Raw genomic sequence first — 17,452 nt, 5'->3', positions numbered from 1 at the left:
GTGGCGTTAGCGCCAACATGGTGACAGGTTCCTCAGCTTGGAGGCCCCGTCCCAATGAGCGCCGCACCCTTCTTCATTCAGCCATACAGGTTCGACGACCCGAACCCCGATGACACCGGCCCGACCCTCGACCGGCACCGCGCGATCGTCCTCGACCAGGGCGAAGAGGTGCTCTGGCGTGGCCGGGTCACCGTCGCCGGTTACCTGACCGGCCAGCCGGGCGGGCAGCCCGAGCGACGCTGGACCCTGCCCCGGTGCGCCGACGTCACGATCACCGATCGCCGGCTGGCGTACGTCTGCGACGACTGGGATCTGGCCCGGGTCGGTGGCCCGCGACACCGCTCGGTCTCGGTCATCGGCGCGCCCCGTCCCCGGCGCCGGCCCGCGCTCGGCGGCGGCACCCGGGTGGCCACCGGCCAGATCCTCTGGCAGTGGCCGTGGCGGCTGCACCTGCTCCCCGCGCCCGGTCCGCAGGGCGTGCTGATCGTGTGCGACTCGATGCGCTCCAACCGCCGGCCGGCGCTGATGCTCTCCGGTGGCGTCGCCGGCGACGGCCGCGAACTGGCGCTGACCGTCCGCCGGACGATCTCCCGCTTCCGGCTGACCAACCCCGACATCGTCGAGCTGTCGCCGCGCGACCGCGACGCGCTGCAACTGCGCGCCGGCACGGCCCTGTTGCTCGACGAGCTCACCGACCCGCAGCGCGGCGTCTCCCTTCCGGGCGGGCTGCCGGTCGAGTTCGTCAACCGCGACGACTATTACCACCCGGCCCCGGTCCAGCAATCGTGGGGCCTCGCTGGCGACGGCCCCGCTTAGGCCGTCGGTTATCTCCACCCTCCCCGGCGAACAGGGCGTCCCCTCAGGGGGCGCCCTGTTCGCGTCTTATCCACAGGTAGATCGATCCGCCCTCGCGCTCGCGGCCGGTTAGCGGCAGGATGTCAGGCATGGGAGTGCCGGGCGAAGGGCTGGCGAAAGGGCTGGCCGTCACGCTGAAGACGATGACCCGCCGTTCGCACACCCACCAATATCCAGACGTGGCCCCTGACCTGCCGCCGCGGTCGCGGGGCGTGATCGCGTTGCTGGCCGAAAACTGCACGGTGTGCATGCTCTGCGCGCGCGAGTGTCCCGACTGGTGCATCTACATCGACTCGCACAAGGAAGAGGTCGTCGTGCCCGGCGCGGCGCGCCCCCGCCAGCGCAACGTGCTCGACCGCTTCGACATCGACTTCTCGTTGTGCATGTATTGCGGGATCTGCATCGAGGCGTGCCCGTTCGACGCGCTCTTCTGGTCGCCCGAGTTCGAATACGCCGAATACGACATCCGCAACCTGCTCCACGACAAGGAGCATCTCGGCGAATGGATGGCGACCGTCCCGGCGCCGCCGGCCCACGACCCCAACGGCGAGCCGGCCAAGGAGGAGGCGACCGCGGCCAAGCGCGCCGACGGTGAACCGAGGGCGCCCCGGTGACCGGCGCCGACCTGCTGCTGCTGGCCCTCGGGGCGGTGGCGGTCGGCTCCGGCGTGCTCGTGGTGACCACCGACCAGCTCGTCCGGGCCGGCCTCTACCTGGTCGTCTGCCTGGGCGCGGTCGCCGGTCTCTACCTGATCCTCACGGCCGAGCTGGTCGCCTGGGTCCAGGTGCTGATCTACGTGGGCGCGGTCGTGGTGCTGCTCCTGTTCGCGGTGATGCTGACCCGCGCGCCGATCGGCCCCTCGCCCGACCTCAACCGGCGAGGCCTGCCCGCGGCGCTGATCGGTGGCGGCGCCGGCCTCGGCCTCGCGGCGCTGTTCGCCGACGCCTTCCGCTGGTCGGCGGTCGACCTGCCGGCACCCGGCACGGCGCAGAGCCTCGGCACCGAGCTGTTCGGCACCTGGGTGCTGCCTTTCGAGGTGCTCTCCGTGCTGCTGCTCGCGGCCCTGGTGGGCGCGATCATCGTCTCCCGCCCCGACATCGGGAGCCGGCCGTGAGACCGGTCATCCCCTACGTCACCGCGGCGCTGCTGTTCGGCGCCGGCGTCTACGGCGTGCTCCGCCGGCGCAACGCGGTGCTGGTGCTGATGGCGGTCGAGCTGATGCTCAACGCGGTCAACCTGATCCTGGTCACCGCCGACACCACGGTCCGCGCCACGCTGCCGCACGGCGGCCAGGTCTTCGCGCTGTTCGTCATCGTGCTCGCCGCAGCCGAGGTCGGCGTGGGCCTGGCCATCGTGCTCCAGCTCTACCGGCTGCGGGCCAGCGTGGCGGTCGACACCGTGCGGCTCGACGCGGCACCGGCCAGTGAGCTCGACGAGCCGCGGGTGCCGTCATGAGCCTCGACGTCCTCGGGCCGCTGCTGCCGCTCGTGCCGCTGGCCGCGGCCCTTTCGGGTTTCGTCCTTCCGCTGCGGTCCCGCACCGCGGCGGCGTCCCTCGGCATCGCGGGCGCGGCCGGTGCGCTGGTGGTCGCGATCGTGCTCGCCGTCCGGGTCGACGAGCCGTTCGAGACGGTCGCCGAGTGGGCCCAGTTCGGCGACCTGTCGGTCACCGCCGGCGTGCGGATCGACCAGGCCGCGACGCTGGTGGCCGTGGCGGTCGGCGTGGTCGCGCTGGCGGTCCAGGTCTACTCGACGGCCTACCTGCACGACGACGACCGCTACCCGCCCTACGCGGCCCAGATCAGCCTGTTCACGGCCGCGATGCTGCTCGTCGTGGTCTCCGGCGACCTGATCCTGCTGCTGGTCGGCTGGGAGGTCATGGGCATCTGCTCCTACCTGCTGATCGGCCACGACCGCACGCTGCCCGGCGCGCCCGCCGCCGCGGTCAAGGCGTTCCTGGTGACCCGGGTCGGCGACGTCGGCTTCCTGCTCGGCATCGTGCTGCTGGGCGTCAACTCGGGCAGCTTCTGGATCACCCAGGTGCTGGCCGGGCTGCCCGCCCTGCCGGCCGCCACCGTGACCGCGGCGGCCCTGCTGCTGCTCGGCGGCGTCGCCGGGAAGAGCGCGCAGTTCCCGCTGCACACCTGGTTGCCCGACGCGATGGCCGGCCCGACCCCGATCTCCGCGCTGATCCACGCGGCCACCATGGTCGCGGCCGGCATCTACGTGGTGACCCGGCTCTACCCGGTGTTCGTGCTCGGCGAGCCGTCGCTGGTCGTGCTCGGCGTGCTCGCGGCGATCACCGTCCTGCTCGGCGCGCTCGCCGCGACCGCGCAAGACGACATCAAGCGGGTGCTCGCCTGGTCGACCGTGTCCCAGATCGGCTACATGGCCGCCGCGCTGGCGGTCGGTGCCCCCGCGGTCGCGCTGTTCCACCTGCTCACCCACGCGGCCTTCAAGGCGCTGCTGTTCCTCGGCGCCGGCTCGGTGATCCACGGGGTGGGCAGCAACTCGATGTCAGAGATGGGCGGGCTGCGCCGGCGGATGCCGGCCACCTTCTGGTCGATGACGATCGGGCTCGGCGCGCTCATCGGGCTGCCGCCACTGGCCGGCTTCTGGAGCAAAGACGCCGTGCTGCACGCGGCCGCGACGGCCGACGCCGGCTGGCTGCCTTGGCTGGTCTACGGCGTCGGCGCTGCCGGCGTGCTGGTCACCGCCTGGTATGCGGGCCGCCTCTGGCTGCGCACCTTCTTCGGTGCCGCCCGCTCGCCGGGTGCCGAGACGGCACACGAGCCGCCCTGGCCGATGGCGGTGCCGGTGCTCGTCCTGGCCGTGCCGAGCGCGCTGCTCGGGTTGCTGGCGTTCGCCGACGGCTTCGGCGAGCGGCTGACGCCGTTCGCGGTCGACCTGCCCGAGGTCGAGTTGGCCCACCTCGGCGCCGAGACGGCTGTGCCGCTGATCGCGCTGCTGCTCGGGTTGGTGCTGGTCTGGGCGCTGTGGCGGCGCGACACCGCACTCGACCCGGCCCGCTTCCTTGGCCCGCTGCGGCCGGCCTTCGACAACGCGTTCTGGCTCGACACCGTGCAAAACCGTCTCGTCGTACGGCCAGTGGTGGCGCTGGCCCGCCGGGTCGCGCTCGCCGATCAGCGGGTGGTCGACGGCGCGGTCGAAAGCACCGGCCAGGGCGCCGCCGACGCGGGCGACCGGCTGGCGGCCTGGCACCGCGCCGGGCTCCCTCGGGCGGCCACGGCATTGCTGGCCGGCGTGCTGCTGCTCGGCCTGGCCGCGGCCCTCTACGGGAGCGCGACATGAGCCAGTCAGCCCTGGTCGCCGTGCTCGCCCTGCCGGCGCTGGGCGCCGTCTTCGCCGCGCTGCTGCCCGACCGGGCCGCGCAGCTGGCCGGCACCGCGTTCGCCGCGCTGGCCTTCGTCGCCAGCGTGCTGCTCGGCTTCGCGGCACACACCGGCGGCTGGTTCTCCTACCAGCCGGCCCCCTCAGGTGCGCCGCCGATCGTGCCATGGACCTCGGTCGACGTGTCCTGGGTGCCGGGGCTCGACCTGCGGCTGCACTTCGGGGTCGACGGAGTGTCCTACCCCCTCGTGGTGTTGACCACGCTGTTGACCCTGCTCTGCTGCCTCTACACGATCTGGCACGTGCCCGCGGGCGGCGGCCGTGGCGGCACCCTGGTCGCGCTGCTGCTGGTCGTCGAGGTCGGCATGCTCGGCACCTTCCTCGCGCTCGACCTGGTGCTCTTCTTCGTGTTCTTCGAGGTCGTGCTGCTGCCGATGTACGCGATCATCGCCGGCTGGGGCGGTGACGAGCGCCGGCACGCGGCGCGCAAGTTCGCTCTCTACACGCTCTTCGGCTCGGTGCTGCTGCTGGTCGGCGTGTTCACCGTGGTGGCCGCCGCCGGCACCGCCGACCTGGTCACGCTGACCTCGGGCGCGGCCACCCTGTCGCGCACCACCCAACTCGCGGCGTTCACCCTGTTCGCCATCGCGTTCGCGGTGAAGAGTCCACTCTGGCCGCTGCACACCTGGCTGCCCGACGCGCACACCCAGGCACCCACGGTCGGCAGCGTGCTGCTGGCCGGGGTGCTGCTGAAGATGGGCACCTACGGGCTGATCCGGGTCGCGGTCGGCGTGGCACCCGAGGGCGCCCGCTGGGCGGCACCGCTGCTCGGCGCGCTGGCGGTCGCGGCGATCATGGTCGGTTGCCTGGTCTGCCTCGCGCAGACCGAGCTCAAACGGCTGATCGCCTACTCGAGCGTCGGCCACATGGGCTTCGTGCTGCTCGGCGTCGCGACCCTGACGGCCACCGGCATCCAGGCCGCGCTGATCGGCAACGTCGCACACGGCATCATCACCGGCCTGCTGTTCTTCCTCGCCGGCGCGGTCAAGGACCGGTTCCACACCGGCGACCTGGCGGTGCTCGGTGGGCTGCGCGAGCGGTCGCCGTGGCTGTCCGGGCTGCTGGCCTTCGCCGCGATCGCCTCGCTGGGCCTGCCCGGCCTGGCCGGCTTCTGGGGTGAGGCGTTCGCGGTCGTCGCGGCGTTCGAGCGGGGTGGCGGCGGCTGGGTGACGCTGGGCGTCCTGGCCGCGATCGGCGGCGCGCTGACCGCGGCCTACTTCCTGCGCCTGCTCCGCCGGGTCACCCACGGCCCCGCGTCACCCGCGGTCGCCGCGGCGGCGGCGCCGGCTCTGCGGATCAGCGGCATGGAGCTGGTCGCCTGGTCGCCGCTGGTGATCCTGGCGCTGCTGGTCGGGCTGGTGCCGGCGCTGGTCCTCGGCCTTTCCAACGTTCCGGTGCAGTCGCTGGTCGAGGCGGTGATCCGGTGACCCAGTCGGTCGACCACGTGGCGTTGCTGTCGGCCTACCTGGCCGCCGGCACCGCGGTGCTGGTGCTGCTGGTCGACCTGTTCGTGGGGCGGCGCGGCGCCCCGGTCGCGACCGCCGTAGCGGGTGCGGTCGCGACCGGGGTGGTCGCGATCGTCGTCGGCGCCGGCCCGTCCCGCTCGACGTTCTGCGTGTCCGACGCCTGCTCCTATGTCGCCAACGGCCGGGCGGCCCTGATGGCGGCGGTGTTCGCGTTCCTGACGGCCGGCGTGGTCGCGCTCTCGGTGCCGCTGCTGCGGGCCGGTGTCGCGCCGGCCGGCGAATACTGCTTCCTGCTGGCGTGCTCGATGACCGGCGGTGTCGTGCTCGGCGCCGCCGGCGACCTGATCACGCTGATCGTCGCGCTGGAAACCCTGACCCTGCCGCTGTACGTACTGGTCGGCCTGCGCCGGCAGACGATGGAGAGCGCGGCCGCCGCGGTCACCTTCTTCGTGGTCAGCGTGGTGGCCACGGCGGTCTCTCTGCTCGGTGCCGCGCTGCTCTACGCGGTGACCGGCCGTCTGCACCTCACCCTGCTGGCGCCGGCGCTGACCGGCGACGTGTCGCTGGCCGGCAACGACCCCGTCCGCGCCCTCGACCTGCCACTGACCTCGGTCGGCATCGCCCTGCTGCTGCTCGGCCTGGCGTTCAAGGTGGCGGCCGTGCCGTTCCACGCCTGGGCACCACCGACCTACGACGGCGCGCCGCTGCCTGTGGCGGCCTACCTCTCGACGGCGTCGAAGCTGGGCGGCGTCGTCGCGATCCTGGCCGTGGTGACCGTCGCCCTGCCGCCGGGCGTCACCGGGCCGCTGCTGGCCACGCTCGCGGTGCTGACCATGACGGTCGGCAACCTGGTGGCCCTCCGGCAGATCCGGATGACCCGGTTGCTGGCCTGGTCGTCGGTCGCGCAGGCGGGCTACATCCTCGCGCCGCTGGGTGCTTTGGCGGTCGCCGACGGCCCCGACATTTCGACCGCCGTGACGGCTTCGGTGGCCTACGCGATCTTCTTCGTGGTCCTCGAGCTCGGCGCGTTCGCGGCCGTGGTCGCCCTGCGCGAGCCGTCGGCCGACGGCGGCCGGATCGACTCCTACTACGGCGCCGCGCGCCGGCACCGCTGGGTCGGCACGGTGTTGGCGTTGGCGCTGATCGGCCTGGCCGGCCTTCCGCCGGGCCTGGCCGGCCTGTTCGCGAAGGTCGCGGTGGTCCGCTCGCTGCTGACCGGCTCGTCCGGCTGGCTCGCGGTGGTGGTCGCCGTCAACGCGGTGATCGGCCTGGCCTACTACGTGCGGGTGGCCGCGATCCTCTACGCACCCGACCCGCTGGCCCGCCCGGCCCGCGCCGTCCCCTGGCCGGTGGCGGGGGTCCTGCTGGTGGCGACGGGCGTCGCGCTGGTGGTCGGCTTCGCGCCGCAGTTCGTCCTCGACTGGGCCGGCCGGTGAGGCGACGCGGGCATCCGTGGTTCGCCCGGGTCTACGAGCGCGCGAGCGTGGCGATGGACGAGGCGGGCGGCTTCGCACACCGGCGGGCGCTGGTCGCGGGCCTGGCCGGCCGGGTGATCGAGATCGGCGCCGGCAACGGCCGGATGTTCCTCCACTACCCGGCCTCGGTGACCGCGGTCGTCGCCGTCGAGCCCGAACCGCGGCTGCGGGCGTCGGCCCTGGCGGCGGCGCGCGACGCCCCGGTGCCGATCGAGGTGGTCGAGGGCGTCGCCGAGTCGCTGCCCGCGGCTGACGGCACCTTCGACGCGGCGGTCGCCTCGCTGGTGCTCTGCTCGGTCCCGCACCAGCCGACCGCGCTGGCCGAGGTGCATCGCGTGCTGCGGCCGGGCGGCGAACTCCGGTTCTTCGAGCATGTGCGGGGCGACGGGGCGCTCCGCCGGGTCCAGCGGGTCGCCGATGCCACCGTGTGGCCGCTGATCTGTGCCGGCTGTCACACCGGACGCGACACCCCGGCGGCGATCACCGCGGCCGGCTTCGAGATCACCGAGCTGAGCCGGTTCCGGTTCCCGCCGAGCGGGCCGACCATGCCGGCCGCGCCGCACGTGCTCGGCCGCGCTGCGCGCTGACGTACCCGAAAAATCGGGTTTTAGGGTTGGAATGTCGCGGGTGGCAGCCGGCTATCAGCGAATTCTCAGCGATCGCGGGCATCGTCGATGGGGAACAGGGTGTTGGACTCGACAGCGGGTTCACCCACCCGCGTTCTGAAGGAGGGACGCGTTGCACAGGCATTACAACGGCCTCAAGACGGCCGCACTACTTGGCCTGCTCACAGCGCTCATTCTCGGCATCGGCGTAGGCGTAGGTGGCGGCTCCGGCCTGATCATCGCCGCGATCATCTCGGTCGCCGTCAACGCCGGCAGCTACTTCTGGTCCGACAAGATCGCGCTGCGGTCGATGCGGGCCCGACCGGTCAGCGAGGCGGAGTTCCCCGCGCTCTACCAGATGGTGCGCGAACTCGCCGCCGACGCCCGGCAGCCGATGCCCCGGCTCTATGTGAGCCCGACCCAGCAGCCCAACGCGTTCGCCACGGGGCGCAACCCGGCGCACGCGGCGGTGGCCGTCACCACGGGCATCACCCAGATCCTCGACTACCGCGAGCTGCGGGCGGTGATCGGCCACGAGCTGTCACACGTCTACAACCGCGACATCCTGATCTCCAGCGTGGCCGCGGCGCTCGGCAGCATCATCACGTTCCTCGCCTACCTGGCGTGGTTCGTGCCGATCGGCGGCGGTGACGACGACGACGGTCCGAACCCGGCCGTGTTCTTCGCGATGCTGATCCTCGGCCCGCTGGCCGCGAGCATCATCCAGCTCGCGATCAGCCGCAACCGCGAGTTCCAGGCCGACGCCTCCGGTGCCGCGCTCAGCCACGACCCACTGGCCCTGGCCAGCGCGCTCCGCAAGATCGACCGGGGCGCCCGGCAGCTCCCGCTGCCGGCCGACAACCAGTTCACCACCACGGCGCACCTCATGATCGCCAACCCGCTCAGCGCCGCCGGCGTGGCGAAGCTGTTCTCCACCCACCCGCCGATGGCCGAGCGGATCCGCCGCCTGGAGGAGATGGCCAACCGCGAGGTCGGGCCGGTGCAGTTCCAGTAACCCGCGTCACCCCGTAAACAAGTAGGCCGGAAGACCAGTCGACCGTTAGGTTCGGCTGGTCTTCCGGTCGTTACAAGGGTGGTTCACGGTGGCAGCGCTCCGGCAATACCTGGTGGTCTGGAGGATCCCGGGCGCCCCGACGCTGTTCATCTTCGGCATCATCGGCCGCCTCGGCATCGGCATGACCCCGCTCGCGCTGCTGCTGGTCGTCGAAGACGTCACCGGCAGCTACTCACTGGCCGGCGTGGCCGGCGGCATCTACGCGGTCGCCGGCGCCGTGCTCAGCCCACTGGCCGGCCGGATCGCCGACCGGGTCGGCCCAACCCCGGTCCTGCTGGTCACCGCCGTCGCCCACCCCCTTGCCCTGCTGGCGCTGCTGCTCGCACACGGCCACGGCCTGGCAGTGATCTACGGCGCGACCGCGGTGGCCGGCGCGACCTACCCACCGATGAGCGCCGCGCTACGCGGCGCGTGGAACGACGTGACCGCGCCGTCGACCGGCCGTTACGCGTTGCGCAACATCGCCCTCGCCGCCGAGACCGCGCTGTTCGAACTCGTCTTCGTCGTGGGCCCGCTGCTCGTCGCGGGCTTCGTGCTGATCGCCGACGCGACCGCCGCCCTGGCCGGCGCGGGCGTCGTCACCCTCGTCGGCACGGTCGTGGTGGCGCTCGGCCGGGTGATGCGCGGTTGGCAGCCCCACCCGAAGTCAGCGCACGCCAAGGGCCTCGGGCCGTTGCGGATCGCGGGCTTCCCGTCGCTGCTGTTCTGCGTGTTCGGGCTGGGCACCGCGTTCGGCGCGACCGGCGTCACCGTGCCCGCGTTCGCGTCAGCGGAAGGGGTGGCCGACCCCGACAGTCTGGCGGGCGTGCTGCTGGCGGTCTGGGCGGTCGGCAGCGCGACCGGCGGTTTCTGGTTCGGCACGCGGCGGTTGCGCGACAACCTGACCCGCCAGTTCGCGATCCTGCTGGGCGTGCTCGCGGCGACGTTCGCGGTCTTCGCGTTGATGCCGACCGCGATCGCGCTGGGCATCGCATTGATCTTCGGCGGCGTGGTGATCGCGCCGGCGCTGACGCTGGAAAACACGATGGTGGGCCGGATCGCCCCGGGCGCGATGCTCAACGAGGCCTACACCTGGGTGGTCACCGTGTCGGTCGGCGCGTCCGCCTTCGGCGGCGCCGTCGCCGGCATGCTGGTCGACCGCGCCGGGGTCCCATGGGCGTTCGTGTTCGCGGGAGTCGCCGTTGCGGCGGCCGCCCTGGTCGCGGCACCGGCGGGTGGCCCGCTCGCCCGATCGGAGAGGGCGGCGGCCGTACGACTCGAAAGCGCCCTAACCCCAGACACGGTGTAGCGGGCGGCGGCGACCCGCGACTCCAGCCCCGGATGCGGTGTCGACCGTTGGGGCAACGGCGTCGATCCGCAGCGTCAGGCCGGGACACGGTGTCGGCCGGTGGGCGACGGCGTCGATCCGCAGCGCCGGGGGCCGGACACGGTGTAGACGGTGGGGTGGGTGCGACCTTGACGACCCGCAACGCCGCGCCCCGACACGGTGTTGACCGTTGGGCCGCCGGCGGCGACCTGCAGCGCCGGACTCAGACACGGTGTCGACCGTGGGGGGCCACGGCCGCGACGCGCTAGACCAGCCCCCACGCCACCGCCACCGCCCGGGCCTAGGGCCGGGGCCCTCTCGCGATATCGGCGGGCCGCACGTTGGTTCGGCCACTGCATTAGCAAGCGCACCCACTCCGCCTGCGCGGTCGAGTTGGGTGCGGCTTTTCGGGTCTAGCCGTGACCAGCCGCGGGCGTGGCAGGCACGGGCCCCCTGGGGCCCGGGCCGGTCCCCGGCGGGAGCAACGGTCGTGCCCCCGCCGGACCCGGGCAAATCTGGTCTATCGGTAGTTCGTGAATTGGAGGGCGAGGCCGAAGTCGCCGCCCTTGAGCAGCGTGATGACGGCCTGGAGGTCGTCTTTCTTCTTGCCGGTGACCCGGAGTTGGTCGCCCTGGATCTGCGCCTGGACGCCCTTCGGGCCCTCCTCGCGGATCTTCTTGCTGATCGCCTTCGCCTTGTCGGAGTCGATGCCCTGGACGATCTTGGCGTCGATCTTGAAGGTCTTGCCCGAGGCGTGCGGCTCGCCGGCGTCGAGCGACTTCAGCGAGATGTTGCGCTTGATCAGCTTCTCCTTGAACACGTCGAGCGCGGCTTTCACCCGCTCTTCGGTCTCGGCGCTGAGGTTGACGGCGCTTTCGCCGCCGGCCCAGGAGATCTCCGCCCCGGTGCCGCGGAAGTCGAAGCGCGTCGCAAGCTCCTTCTCCGTCTGCCGGACGGCGTTGTCGACCTCCTGCTGGTCGACCTTGCTGACGACATCGAAGGACGGGTTCGCTGCCATGATCATGCTCCTGCTCGGTGCGGTGTTCTGGCGATGTTCACGGCCTCCACGGCGGCGCGAACATGCCGACCGTACCCGGTTGCGTTCCGGGCCGGTGCTACCGCTATCCTTGCTTCCGCTGCCGCATCCAGTGCGGCGGCACGCCCTGGCGGGTTGCCCGAGCGGCCAATGGGAGCGGACTGTAAATCCGTCGCGAAAGCTTCAGAGGTTCGAATCCTCTACCCGCCACAGGTGCGAGAACAGCCCTTGACCAGCAGCAACGTGGTCAGGGGCTGTCTTCGTCTTGGTCAAGCGGAGTCCGGCCCGCACTGGCCGACTACAGCGGGCAGTGGGCGCATTGTGGGCCGCTCGGGTTGGCTATTCGCATTCGTGGTTTGGCTGCTTACCCGGGTCCTTTCGAGGACCGATGCCTCGTATTCGTTGGGGCGCCATCCGTCGCGCAGGCACACGCGGTCTGGCTGCCTGTGGTGTGCGCCGGGCGCCGGTGATCCGCTGGCCGTCCCAGAGTCGCCGAGGGTCCACGGGCGAGTAGCCCGGCCGGCGAAGGCCATCTACGGGGGCGTCGGGCCGGAGGCCCTGGCCCGACGGAGGCGGGCCGTCAGGCGTCATCCTGCGAACTGGCCGAGCGCACGAGTAGCGCATTGGGTGTTGCAAAATCCCACCATGCCGACCCAACGTTCAGAGCTCGTCTACCCGTTTGCGCCCCGCTCGACGGTGTCGCTCACGCCGGGCCAGTTCTGGGCCGTTCGACTTCGAGATGGCCGATTCGCGTGTGGCCGCGTGCTCCAGATCGCCGTGGAGCAAGACGAATACGTGCCGAACACCTCGCGGGTCTTCCTCGCCGGGCTGCTCGACTGGTCGGGCGACGAAAGACCCACCGGTGAGGCCATCGCAGGGGCTGGATTGTTGGACCAGGGAAAGGCGCACGTCAAGACCGTCACAGCTACCGGCGGCGCCATCCTGGGTCATCGACCGCTGGAAGACGACCAACTTCGCCCTTTCACCTGGGTGACCCATCGCGGCGGAGGCACGGTCCACCTCTACGAGGGTCTATCCCGTCTGCGGGCCGCCAGCGACGACGAGCGAGACTCGATGCCAGCGATGGCCACGTGGGGGCACACGTTCATCCAAGCGCTCGCTAACCGGAGGCTGGCGGATCACTGACCGCGTACTCGGTCGCTGATAAGGCCCCGACTAGGCGGTGCCGTGCCAGGCTGATAGGCATGAATGGTCCTATGCCCGGTCAGGTCAACCTTGTCGTGGGCGATCTGGCGGCGAGTCTCGCCTTCTACCGGTTGCTGGGGTGGGACGCCACGCCGACCGGGCCGCATGCCGAGTTCGCGTTTCCCAACGGGCTGAGCGTCGAGCTCGACGAGGTCGAGTCGGTTCGGCTCTGGAACAGCGGCTCGCCACCCGCCCAGGCCGGCAGCGCGGTGATCAGCCTCGGGGTCGCGAGTCGCGACGAGGTCGACACGCTCTGGCGGAAGATCGTCGAGGCCGGGTACGAGAGCCGCCAGGTGCCCTTCGACGCGTTCTGGGGGTCGCGCTACGCGATCGTCGCGGATCCTGACGGGCACCAGATCGGGCTGATGAGCCCGCACGACGACGCGCACCGGCACTGGCCACCGCGGGCGGCGCCCAACGCCTAGCCAACGGCTGCGGGGGAGGATGGTGGTGTGTGCGCCATCCGTAAGAACATGCATGTCCGCATCTTCTAGATCAAACTCAGCCGGGTGGGTGGTTACGCTGCCGCTACGGTCAATGCGGCCAACCGCACGGTGGCGCGGGCCCTGGGATTGGATCGTCGCAAATAGTCACGGTCACTAATCTGTAGTCGACTGGATCCGGGCTAATACCGCGGCGGCCGTCTCCGAGTGCACACTCGCGTTCGTGCAAATGCGCGTGCATTTGTCGATTACCGGCGGTCATCCGACGCCGACCGCACGCCCGGTGCGAACCCGCTGCCAGCACGAAGATCTCCTTTGAGCGTCAGGGGGATCGAGCGGCCACGATCCGGCCGGACCACCGTGCATCGTGCTCTCGGCCGCGTGCGGGCCGTTCGCGCCGGTCACAAGGCAGCGCGGCCATCGATGACCGGGCCGTGCGAGGTCGACCACGACCCGTGTCCGCGCGGCCCCGCGACCACCCTCCGGGGTCGTCCGATCATCCTCGGATAGCTGCACTTGCACGCCGAAACGGTCAGGTTCCAGTGGACAAATGCGACCGACCAAAGCGATGGTTAAGGTTGGACTCATACGATTGGTTGGGTTTGCATCTGCCGATGGTTCGGGCCCAGCGCGATGCTCTGTGCGACGCCATGCATGATGTGGCACCATCTCCTTACTCACCAAGCCACACCATGCGACAGGAGCAGTCAGATGCGCGCACGCTTGTTCGGCCGTTGGGTCGGTCGGGCTGCCGTCTTCGCCGTCCTCGGCCTCGGTGTCGTGGTCGTCGGTGGTGTCGCGTCCGCAACGGCCTATGTGTCCAACGTGGAAACCAACTCGCCCGGGACGGATTTGTCCGGCGTCGCTACTGAGGGCCTCATGGTCGCCCTCAGCTACGACTGGTCGTGACATAACCGGCGCCAGGCGCCCATCGTGAAGGTATCGACCCGTGGCCAACGCTCGTAGCAGCGCTCGGCGCTCACAGGATCTGGCCTGGTTGATCACCGGCCCGATGGGGCTTTTCGCGGTCTTAGTGGCACTGGGCGTCAGTCTCAACGACGACGCCGGCCCGTCCAGCCGGTGGCTGCTCGGCCTGGTCTTCTTCGCCGCGTTCCTGACCGTCGACCTGGCACCGCTGATCTTCCACCTGCGTCGGCAAGCCTTCAAGATCGTCCTAGCCGAGATCCCGCTGGTTCTCGCGCTTTACTGGTTGCCGCCGATACCGCTGATCCTGGCGCGTGTGGCGGCGATCCTCGCGTCGCAACTCTTCCGCCGCATTCCGCCGGTGAAGCTCTGGTTCAATATCGCCAGCAACGCGGCATCCACGGCGTTCGCCGCGTTGATCGTCTTCGCTTTCGGCCGCAGCGGTCCCGACATGCCGGCCGAAGCCGGCCCCTACGAGTGGGCCGTGCTCGCGATCGCGGTCGCCGGCTTCACGACGTTTTCGCTCGCCGCCGTGGTCGGCGTCATCACCATGGTCCAGGGGCGGATCTCCAGCCGCGACCTGTTGAAGATTGCGATACCGGGTCACGCGGTCGCCGGCATCAACATCACCATCGGCTTGATCACCCTGGTGGTCCTCCAGCAGGGGCCTTGGGCGGTGCTGCTGCTCATCGCCCTCGCCAGCTGTTTCGCGGTGGCCTACCGCTCCTACACCCAGTTCGTCCGCCAACACCGCACGTTGAGCGAGATCTACGACCTCACCAGGGCCATCGCCGACACGCCGCATGACGGCACGCTCACGGACGTCCTGCTGCACAAGGTGCGGGCACTTCTGCAGGTCGAATACGCCACCCTCTGGCTACCGGCGTTGCGCCGTTTTCCCGAGGTGCTGCTCAGTGCGCGGCTCGACGACTCCGGACTCGTCGACCTGACCGGTGTTCCGGAGTCGATCCGGCAGCGGGTCCGGGAGACCGGCGAGACGGTGGCGGTCGGCCCCAGGCTCGGTCACGACGAGTTGCGCGCCGAACTGGCCAGCACCGGTTCCAAGGACGCGATCGTCGTCGGTCTGCGCGCCGGGTCCGCCGTGATTGGCACCTTGGAGGTGGCCAACCGGGTGGCTGACGCCACGACCCTCGGTCCCGACGACGCGCGGCTGCTGGAGACCATCGCCGCCCACGCGGCGGTGGCGGTCGAGAACTCCCGGCTGGTGGAGCGGCTGCGGCACGACGCGCAGACCGATGGGTTGACCAGCCTGGCCAACCGCAGGCGGATCACGGCCGCGATCGACGAATCGGTGGGCGTACGCGCGCCCGGCGAGCAGGTCGCGGTGTTGCTCTTCGACGTCGACGGCCTGCGCCAGGTCAACGAGTCGCTTGGGCACGGTGCCGGCGACAAGGTGCTGGTCGAAGTCGCGCGCCGGCTGCGGGCCTCCGCGCCCAGCGGCGCCCTGGTCGGCCGCCCCGGCAGCGACGAGTTCGCGGTCACGCTGCGGGTCGAGAGCGCCGAAGCCGCACAGGCGCTGGCCACTCAACTGCGCGAGGAGATCCGCGACCAGATGGTCTTCGGAACACTCACGCTCGACGTCGAAACCGCAGTCGGCATCGTCGTGTATCCGGATCACGGCAGCGATGCCGCCACCCTGCTGCAGCGGGCCGACCTGGCCGTGACTGCGGCCAAGACCGTGCCCGGCAGCATCCAACTCTTCAGCGCGGGCATGGAGTCGCGTTCGGTGCACCGGCTGGCCCTCGCCGACGACCTTCGGCGCGCGATCGACAACGACGAGCTCGAGGTCTACTTCCAGCCGAAGGTGACGCTGACCGACCGCCGGCTGCTCGGGGTCGAGTGCCTGGCCCGCTGGGAGCACCCGGTGCACGGCGCCGTGCCGCCGGAAGACTTCGTCGCGGTCGCCGAGCACACCGGGCAGCTCGCCAAGCTGACCGAGGCGGTGCTCAAAGAGGGCCTGAAGCGCTGCCGAGACTGGGAGGCCACCGACCACCCGCTGTCGATCTCGGTCAACCTCGCCGCCCGCACGCTGATCGACGCCGACTTCCCGACCCGCGTGCAGGAGTTGCTCGGCGAATACGGCGTGGCCCCGCACCGGCTGACCTTCGAGATCAAGGAGGAGGGCGTCCTCGACGGCACCGACCGTCCGATGCCCACCCTGCGCCGGCTGCGCGACATCGGCGTCCGGTTGTCGGTCGACGACTTCGGCACCGGCTACTCGTCGCTGTCCTACCTGCGCCGGCTGCCGGTCCACGAGGTCAAGGTGGACCGATCCTTCGTGCAGGGCATGGCGACCGACCCGGCCGACCTGGCGATCGTCAACGCGGTCGTCACGCTCTCGCAGCAGTTCGGGCTGACCGTGGTCGCCGAGGGCGTGGAGAGCGAGCTGACCCTCGAGCTCCTGCAAGACATCGGCTGCGAGGTCGGGCAGGGCTTCCTGTTCAGCCGGCCGCTGCCCTACGAGCGCCTGGAGGCCTGGTTCTCGGCACAGACCGAGGCCGAATCGACCGCCGCGGGCGAGGTGCGGCGGCTACGCGCGGTGCCGTGAAACCCGCCCCACGACACCGGTATCCCGATTTCGTGGCCTGACAACAGCCGTGTACTCTTACCCCTGCGCGTCAGCGAGTTTGATCGTGCGCGCCCCCTTAGCTCAGTCGGCAGAGCGTCTCCATGGTAAGGAGAAGGTCTACGGTTCGATTCCGTAAGGGGGCTCTGTTCCACCCGCGGCGGTGTAGCTCAGATGGCAGAGCAAGCGGCTCATAATCGCTGTGTCGCCGGTTCAAGTCCGGCCACCGCTACTTGTGATCCGGGCGCCGCTCGCGCCCGTTTTGCTGGATGCCCGCGCCACCAGGTAACCTGGAGGGCCGGTAGGTTCGACACCCGTTACGAGGAAGGCACCCCGCCGTGGCCAAGGCGACCGACGTCCGTCCCAAGATCACTTTGGCGTGCACGGAGTGCAAGGAGCGCAACTACATCACGCGGAAGAACCGGCGCAACGACCCGGACCGCATCGAGCTGAAGAAGTTCTGCTCGCGCGATGGGCGCCACACCGTGCACCGCGAAACGCGCTGACGCTGACCTAAAGCTTTCCGGCCGGCCCGCCATTGGCGGAGCCGGCCGTTGCGCTGTCAACACCCCCGCCTACACCGCGCCGGGCCCGCCGCGTTCTACGATTCCTCCATGCCCCTGGACCCGTCGGCCGTCGGCCGCAGCTACCCGCCGACCCCGCCCTACCTGGTCGGCCGCGAGAAGATCCGCGAGTTCGCGAAGGCGATCGGTGCCACCGATCCGGCCCACCACGACCCTGAGGCGGCCCAGGCGCTCGGCTACGCCGACGTTATCGCGCCGCCCACGTTCCCGACCGTCGTGTCGTTCGCGTCCAACAACGCGGTCGTCGACGACCCGGATCTGGCGATCGACTACTCCCGCGTGGTGCACGGCGACCAGCGCTTCCAATACACGCGGCCGATCGTGGCCGGCGACGAGCTCGTCGGCCGCCAGGTGATCGCCGAGATCATCTCGCGCGGTGGCCACGATTTCATCACCACGCGCACCGACATCACCGACGCCGCCGGCGAGCCCGTCGCCGTCGCCTGGTCGAAGCTCGTCATCCGCGGGGAGGGCTGACCG

Annotated in this window: 16 protein-coding genes, 3 tRNA genes and 1 pseudogene; 19 read left to right on the top strand and 1 reads right to left on the bottom strand. The window is 70.8% G+C overall.

Going from position 1 to position 17,452, the window contains the following annotated elements; all coding sequences use genetic code 11:
* Nucleotides 1-54 precede the first annotated feature (54 nt).
* The 10 genes and pseudogenes from DFJ67_RS06845 to DFJ67_RS06800 all read left to right on the top strand — a co-directional run bounded on the left by DFJ67_RS06845 (nucleotide 55) and on the right by DFJ67_RS06800 (nucleotide 10,174).
* Complete coding sequence (locus tag DFJ67_RS06845; protein ID WP_116067106.1) at nucleotides 55-816, top strand: hypothetical protein; 762 nt, start codon at nucleotides 55-57, stop codon at nucleotides 814-816.
* A 119-nt stretch (nucleotides 817-935) separates the two neighbouring features.
* Nucleotides 936-1,442: pseudogene (locus DFJ67_RS06840) on the top strand (NuoI/complex I 23 kDa subunit family protein); the annotation flags it as partial.
* A gap of 23 nt (nucleotides 1,443-1,465) precedes the next feature.
* Nucleotides 1,466-1,969 (top strand): NADH-quinone oxidoreductase subunit J family protein, encoded by a 504-nt coding sequence (locus DFJ67_RS06835; protein ID WP_116067105.1) that lies wholly within the window; start codon nucleotides 1,466-1,468, stop codon nucleotides 1,967-1,969.
* Nucleotides 1,966-2,310 (top strand): NADH-quinone oxidoreductase subunit NuoK, encoded by a 345-nt coding sequence (gene nuoK / locus DFJ67_RS06830; RefSeq protein ID WP_116067104.1) that lies wholly within the window; start codon nucleotides 1,966-1,968, stop codon nucleotides 2,308-2,310. Before DFJ67_RS06835 ends, nuoK begins: the two co-directional genes overlap by 4 nt.
* Nucleotides 2,307-4,166 (top strand): NADH-quinone oxidoreductase subunit 5 family protein, encoded by a 1,860-nt coding sequence (locus DFJ67_RS06825; protein WP_116067103.1) that lies wholly within the window; start codon nucleotides 2,307-2,309, stop codon nucleotides 4,164-4,166. Before nuoK ends, DFJ67_RS06825 begins: the two co-directional genes overlap by 4 nt.
* The gene (locus DFJ67_RS06820) at nucleotides 4,163-5,692 is read left to right on the top strand and encodes a complex I subunit 4 family protein (RefSeq protein WP_116067102.1); all 1,530 of its coding nucleotides are present in this window, start codon (nucleotides 4,163-4,165) and stop codon (nucleotides 5,690-5,692) included. Before DFJ67_RS06825 ends, DFJ67_RS06820 begins: the two co-directional genes overlap by 4 nt.
* On the top strand, nucleotides 5,689-7,167 hold the full coding sequence (locus tag DFJ67_RS06815) for an NADH-quinone oxidoreductase subunit N (RefSeq protein ID WP_116067101.1): 1,479 nt from the start codon (nucleotides 5,689-5,691) through the stop codon (nucleotides 7,165-7,167). The genes DFJ67_RS06820 and DFJ67_RS06815 overlap by 4 nt, the downstream gene beginning before the upstream one ends.
* A complete protein-coding gene (locus DFJ67_RS06810) occupies nucleotides 7,164-7,793 on the top strand; it encodes a class I SAM-dependent methyltransferase (protein ID WP_239097024.1) in 630 nt (209 codons plus the stop codon). Before DFJ67_RS06815 ends, DFJ67_RS06810 begins: the two co-directional genes overlap by 4 nt.
* Before the next feature lie 151 nt (nucleotides 7,794-7,944).
* The gene (htpX, locus tag DFJ67_RS06805) at nucleotides 7,945-8,826 is read left to right on the top strand and encodes a zinc metalloprotease HtpX (RefSeq protein WP_116067100.1); all 882 of its coding nucleotides are present in this window, start codon (nucleotides 7,945-7,947) and stop codon (nucleotides 8,824-8,826) included.
* Nucleotides 8,827-8,914: 88 nt separating this feature from the next.
* Nucleotides 8,915-10,174 carry an MFS transporter gene (locus DFJ67_RS06800; RefSeq protein WP_116067099.1) on the top strand — a complete coding sequence of 420 codons (1,260 nt, stop codon included), beginning with the start codon at nucleotides 8,915-8,917 and terminating at the stop codon, nucleotides 10,172-10,174.
* 538 nt (nucleotides 10,175-10,712) lie between these two features.
* Here the strand turns inward: DFJ67_RS06800 and DFJ67_RS06795 are convergent.
* The gene (locus DFJ67_RS06795) at nucleotides 10,713-11,210 is read right to left on the bottom strand and encodes a YajQ family cyclic di-GMP-binding protein (protein ID WP_116075764.1); all 498 of its coding nucleotides are present in this window, start codon (nucleotides 11,208-11,210) and stop codon (nucleotides 10,713-10,715) included.
* Nucleotides 11,211-11,357: 147 nt separating this feature from the next.
* Here DFJ67_RS06795 and DFJ67_RS06790 point away from each other — a divergent pair.
* From DFJ67_RS06790 to DFJ67_RS06750, 9 genes are all read left to right on the top strand, one after another.
* A tRNA-Tyr gene (locus tag DFJ67_RS06790) sits at nucleotides 11,358-11,438 on the top strand.
* Nucleotides 11,439-11,873: 435 nt separating this feature from the next.
* Nucleotides 11,874-12,374, top strand: coding sequence for an Imm26 family immunity protein (locus tag DFJ67_RS06785; protein WP_147315434.1), 501 nt, complete (start codon nucleotides 11,874-11,876; stop codon nucleotides 12,372-12,374).
* Nucleotides 12,375-12,433: 59 nt separating this feature from the next.
* Nucleotides 12,434-12,859 carry a VOC family protein gene (locus DFJ67_RS06780; RefSeq protein ID WP_116067097.1) on the top strand — a complete coding sequence of 142 codons (426 nt, stop codon included), beginning with the start codon at nucleotides 12,434-12,436 and terminating at the stop codon, nucleotides 12,857-12,859.
* Between the two features lie 729 nt (nucleotides 12,860-13,588).
* A complete protein-coding gene (locus DFJ67_RS06775) occupies nucleotides 13,589-13,786 on the top strand; it encodes a hypothetical protein (RefSeq protein ID WP_116067096.1) in 198 nt (65 codons plus the stop codon).
* 103 nt (nucleotides 13,787-13,889) lie between these two features.
* A complete protein-coding gene (locus DFJ67_RS06770) occupies nucleotides 13,890-16,370 on the top strand; it encodes a putative bifunctional diguanylate cyclase/phosphodiesterase (RefSeq protein WP_116067095.1) in 2,481 nt (826 codons plus the stop codon).
* Between the two features lie 91 nt (nucleotides 16,371-16,461).
* Nucleotides 16,462-16,534 (top strand) — tRNA-Thr (locus DFJ67_RS06765).
* 13 nt (nucleotides 16,535-16,547) lie between these two features.
* Nucleotides 16,548-16,620, top strand: a tRNA-Met gene (locus tag DFJ67_RS06760).
* Nucleotides 16,621-16,726: 106 nt separating this feature from the next.
* Complete coding sequence (gene rpmG / locus DFJ67_RS06755) at nucleotides 16,727-16,894, top strand: 50S ribosomal protein L33 (protein WP_116067094.1); 168 nt, start codon at nucleotides 16,727-16,729, stop codon at nucleotides 16,892-16,894.
* Between the two features lie 108 nt (nucleotides 16,895-17,002).
* Nucleotides 17,003-17,449 carry a MaoC family dehydratase N-terminal domain-containing protein gene (locus tag DFJ67_RS06750; protein WP_116067093.1) on the top strand — a complete coding sequence of 149 codons (447 nt, stop codon included), beginning with the start codon at nucleotides 17,003-17,005 and terminating at the stop codon, nucleotides 17,447-17,449.
* Nucleotides 17,450-17,452: the final 3 nt, after the last annotated feature.

It is taken from the genome of Asanoa ferruginea (assembly GCF_003387075.1).
In the GTDB taxonomy this organism is placed as follows: domain Bacteria; phylum Actinomycetota; class Actinomycetes; order Mycobacteriales; family Micromonosporaceae; genus Asanoa; species Asanoa ferruginea.
Note: the sequence above shows the minus strand (reverse complement) of the source record. Positions and strands in the feature narration are given on the sequence as shown.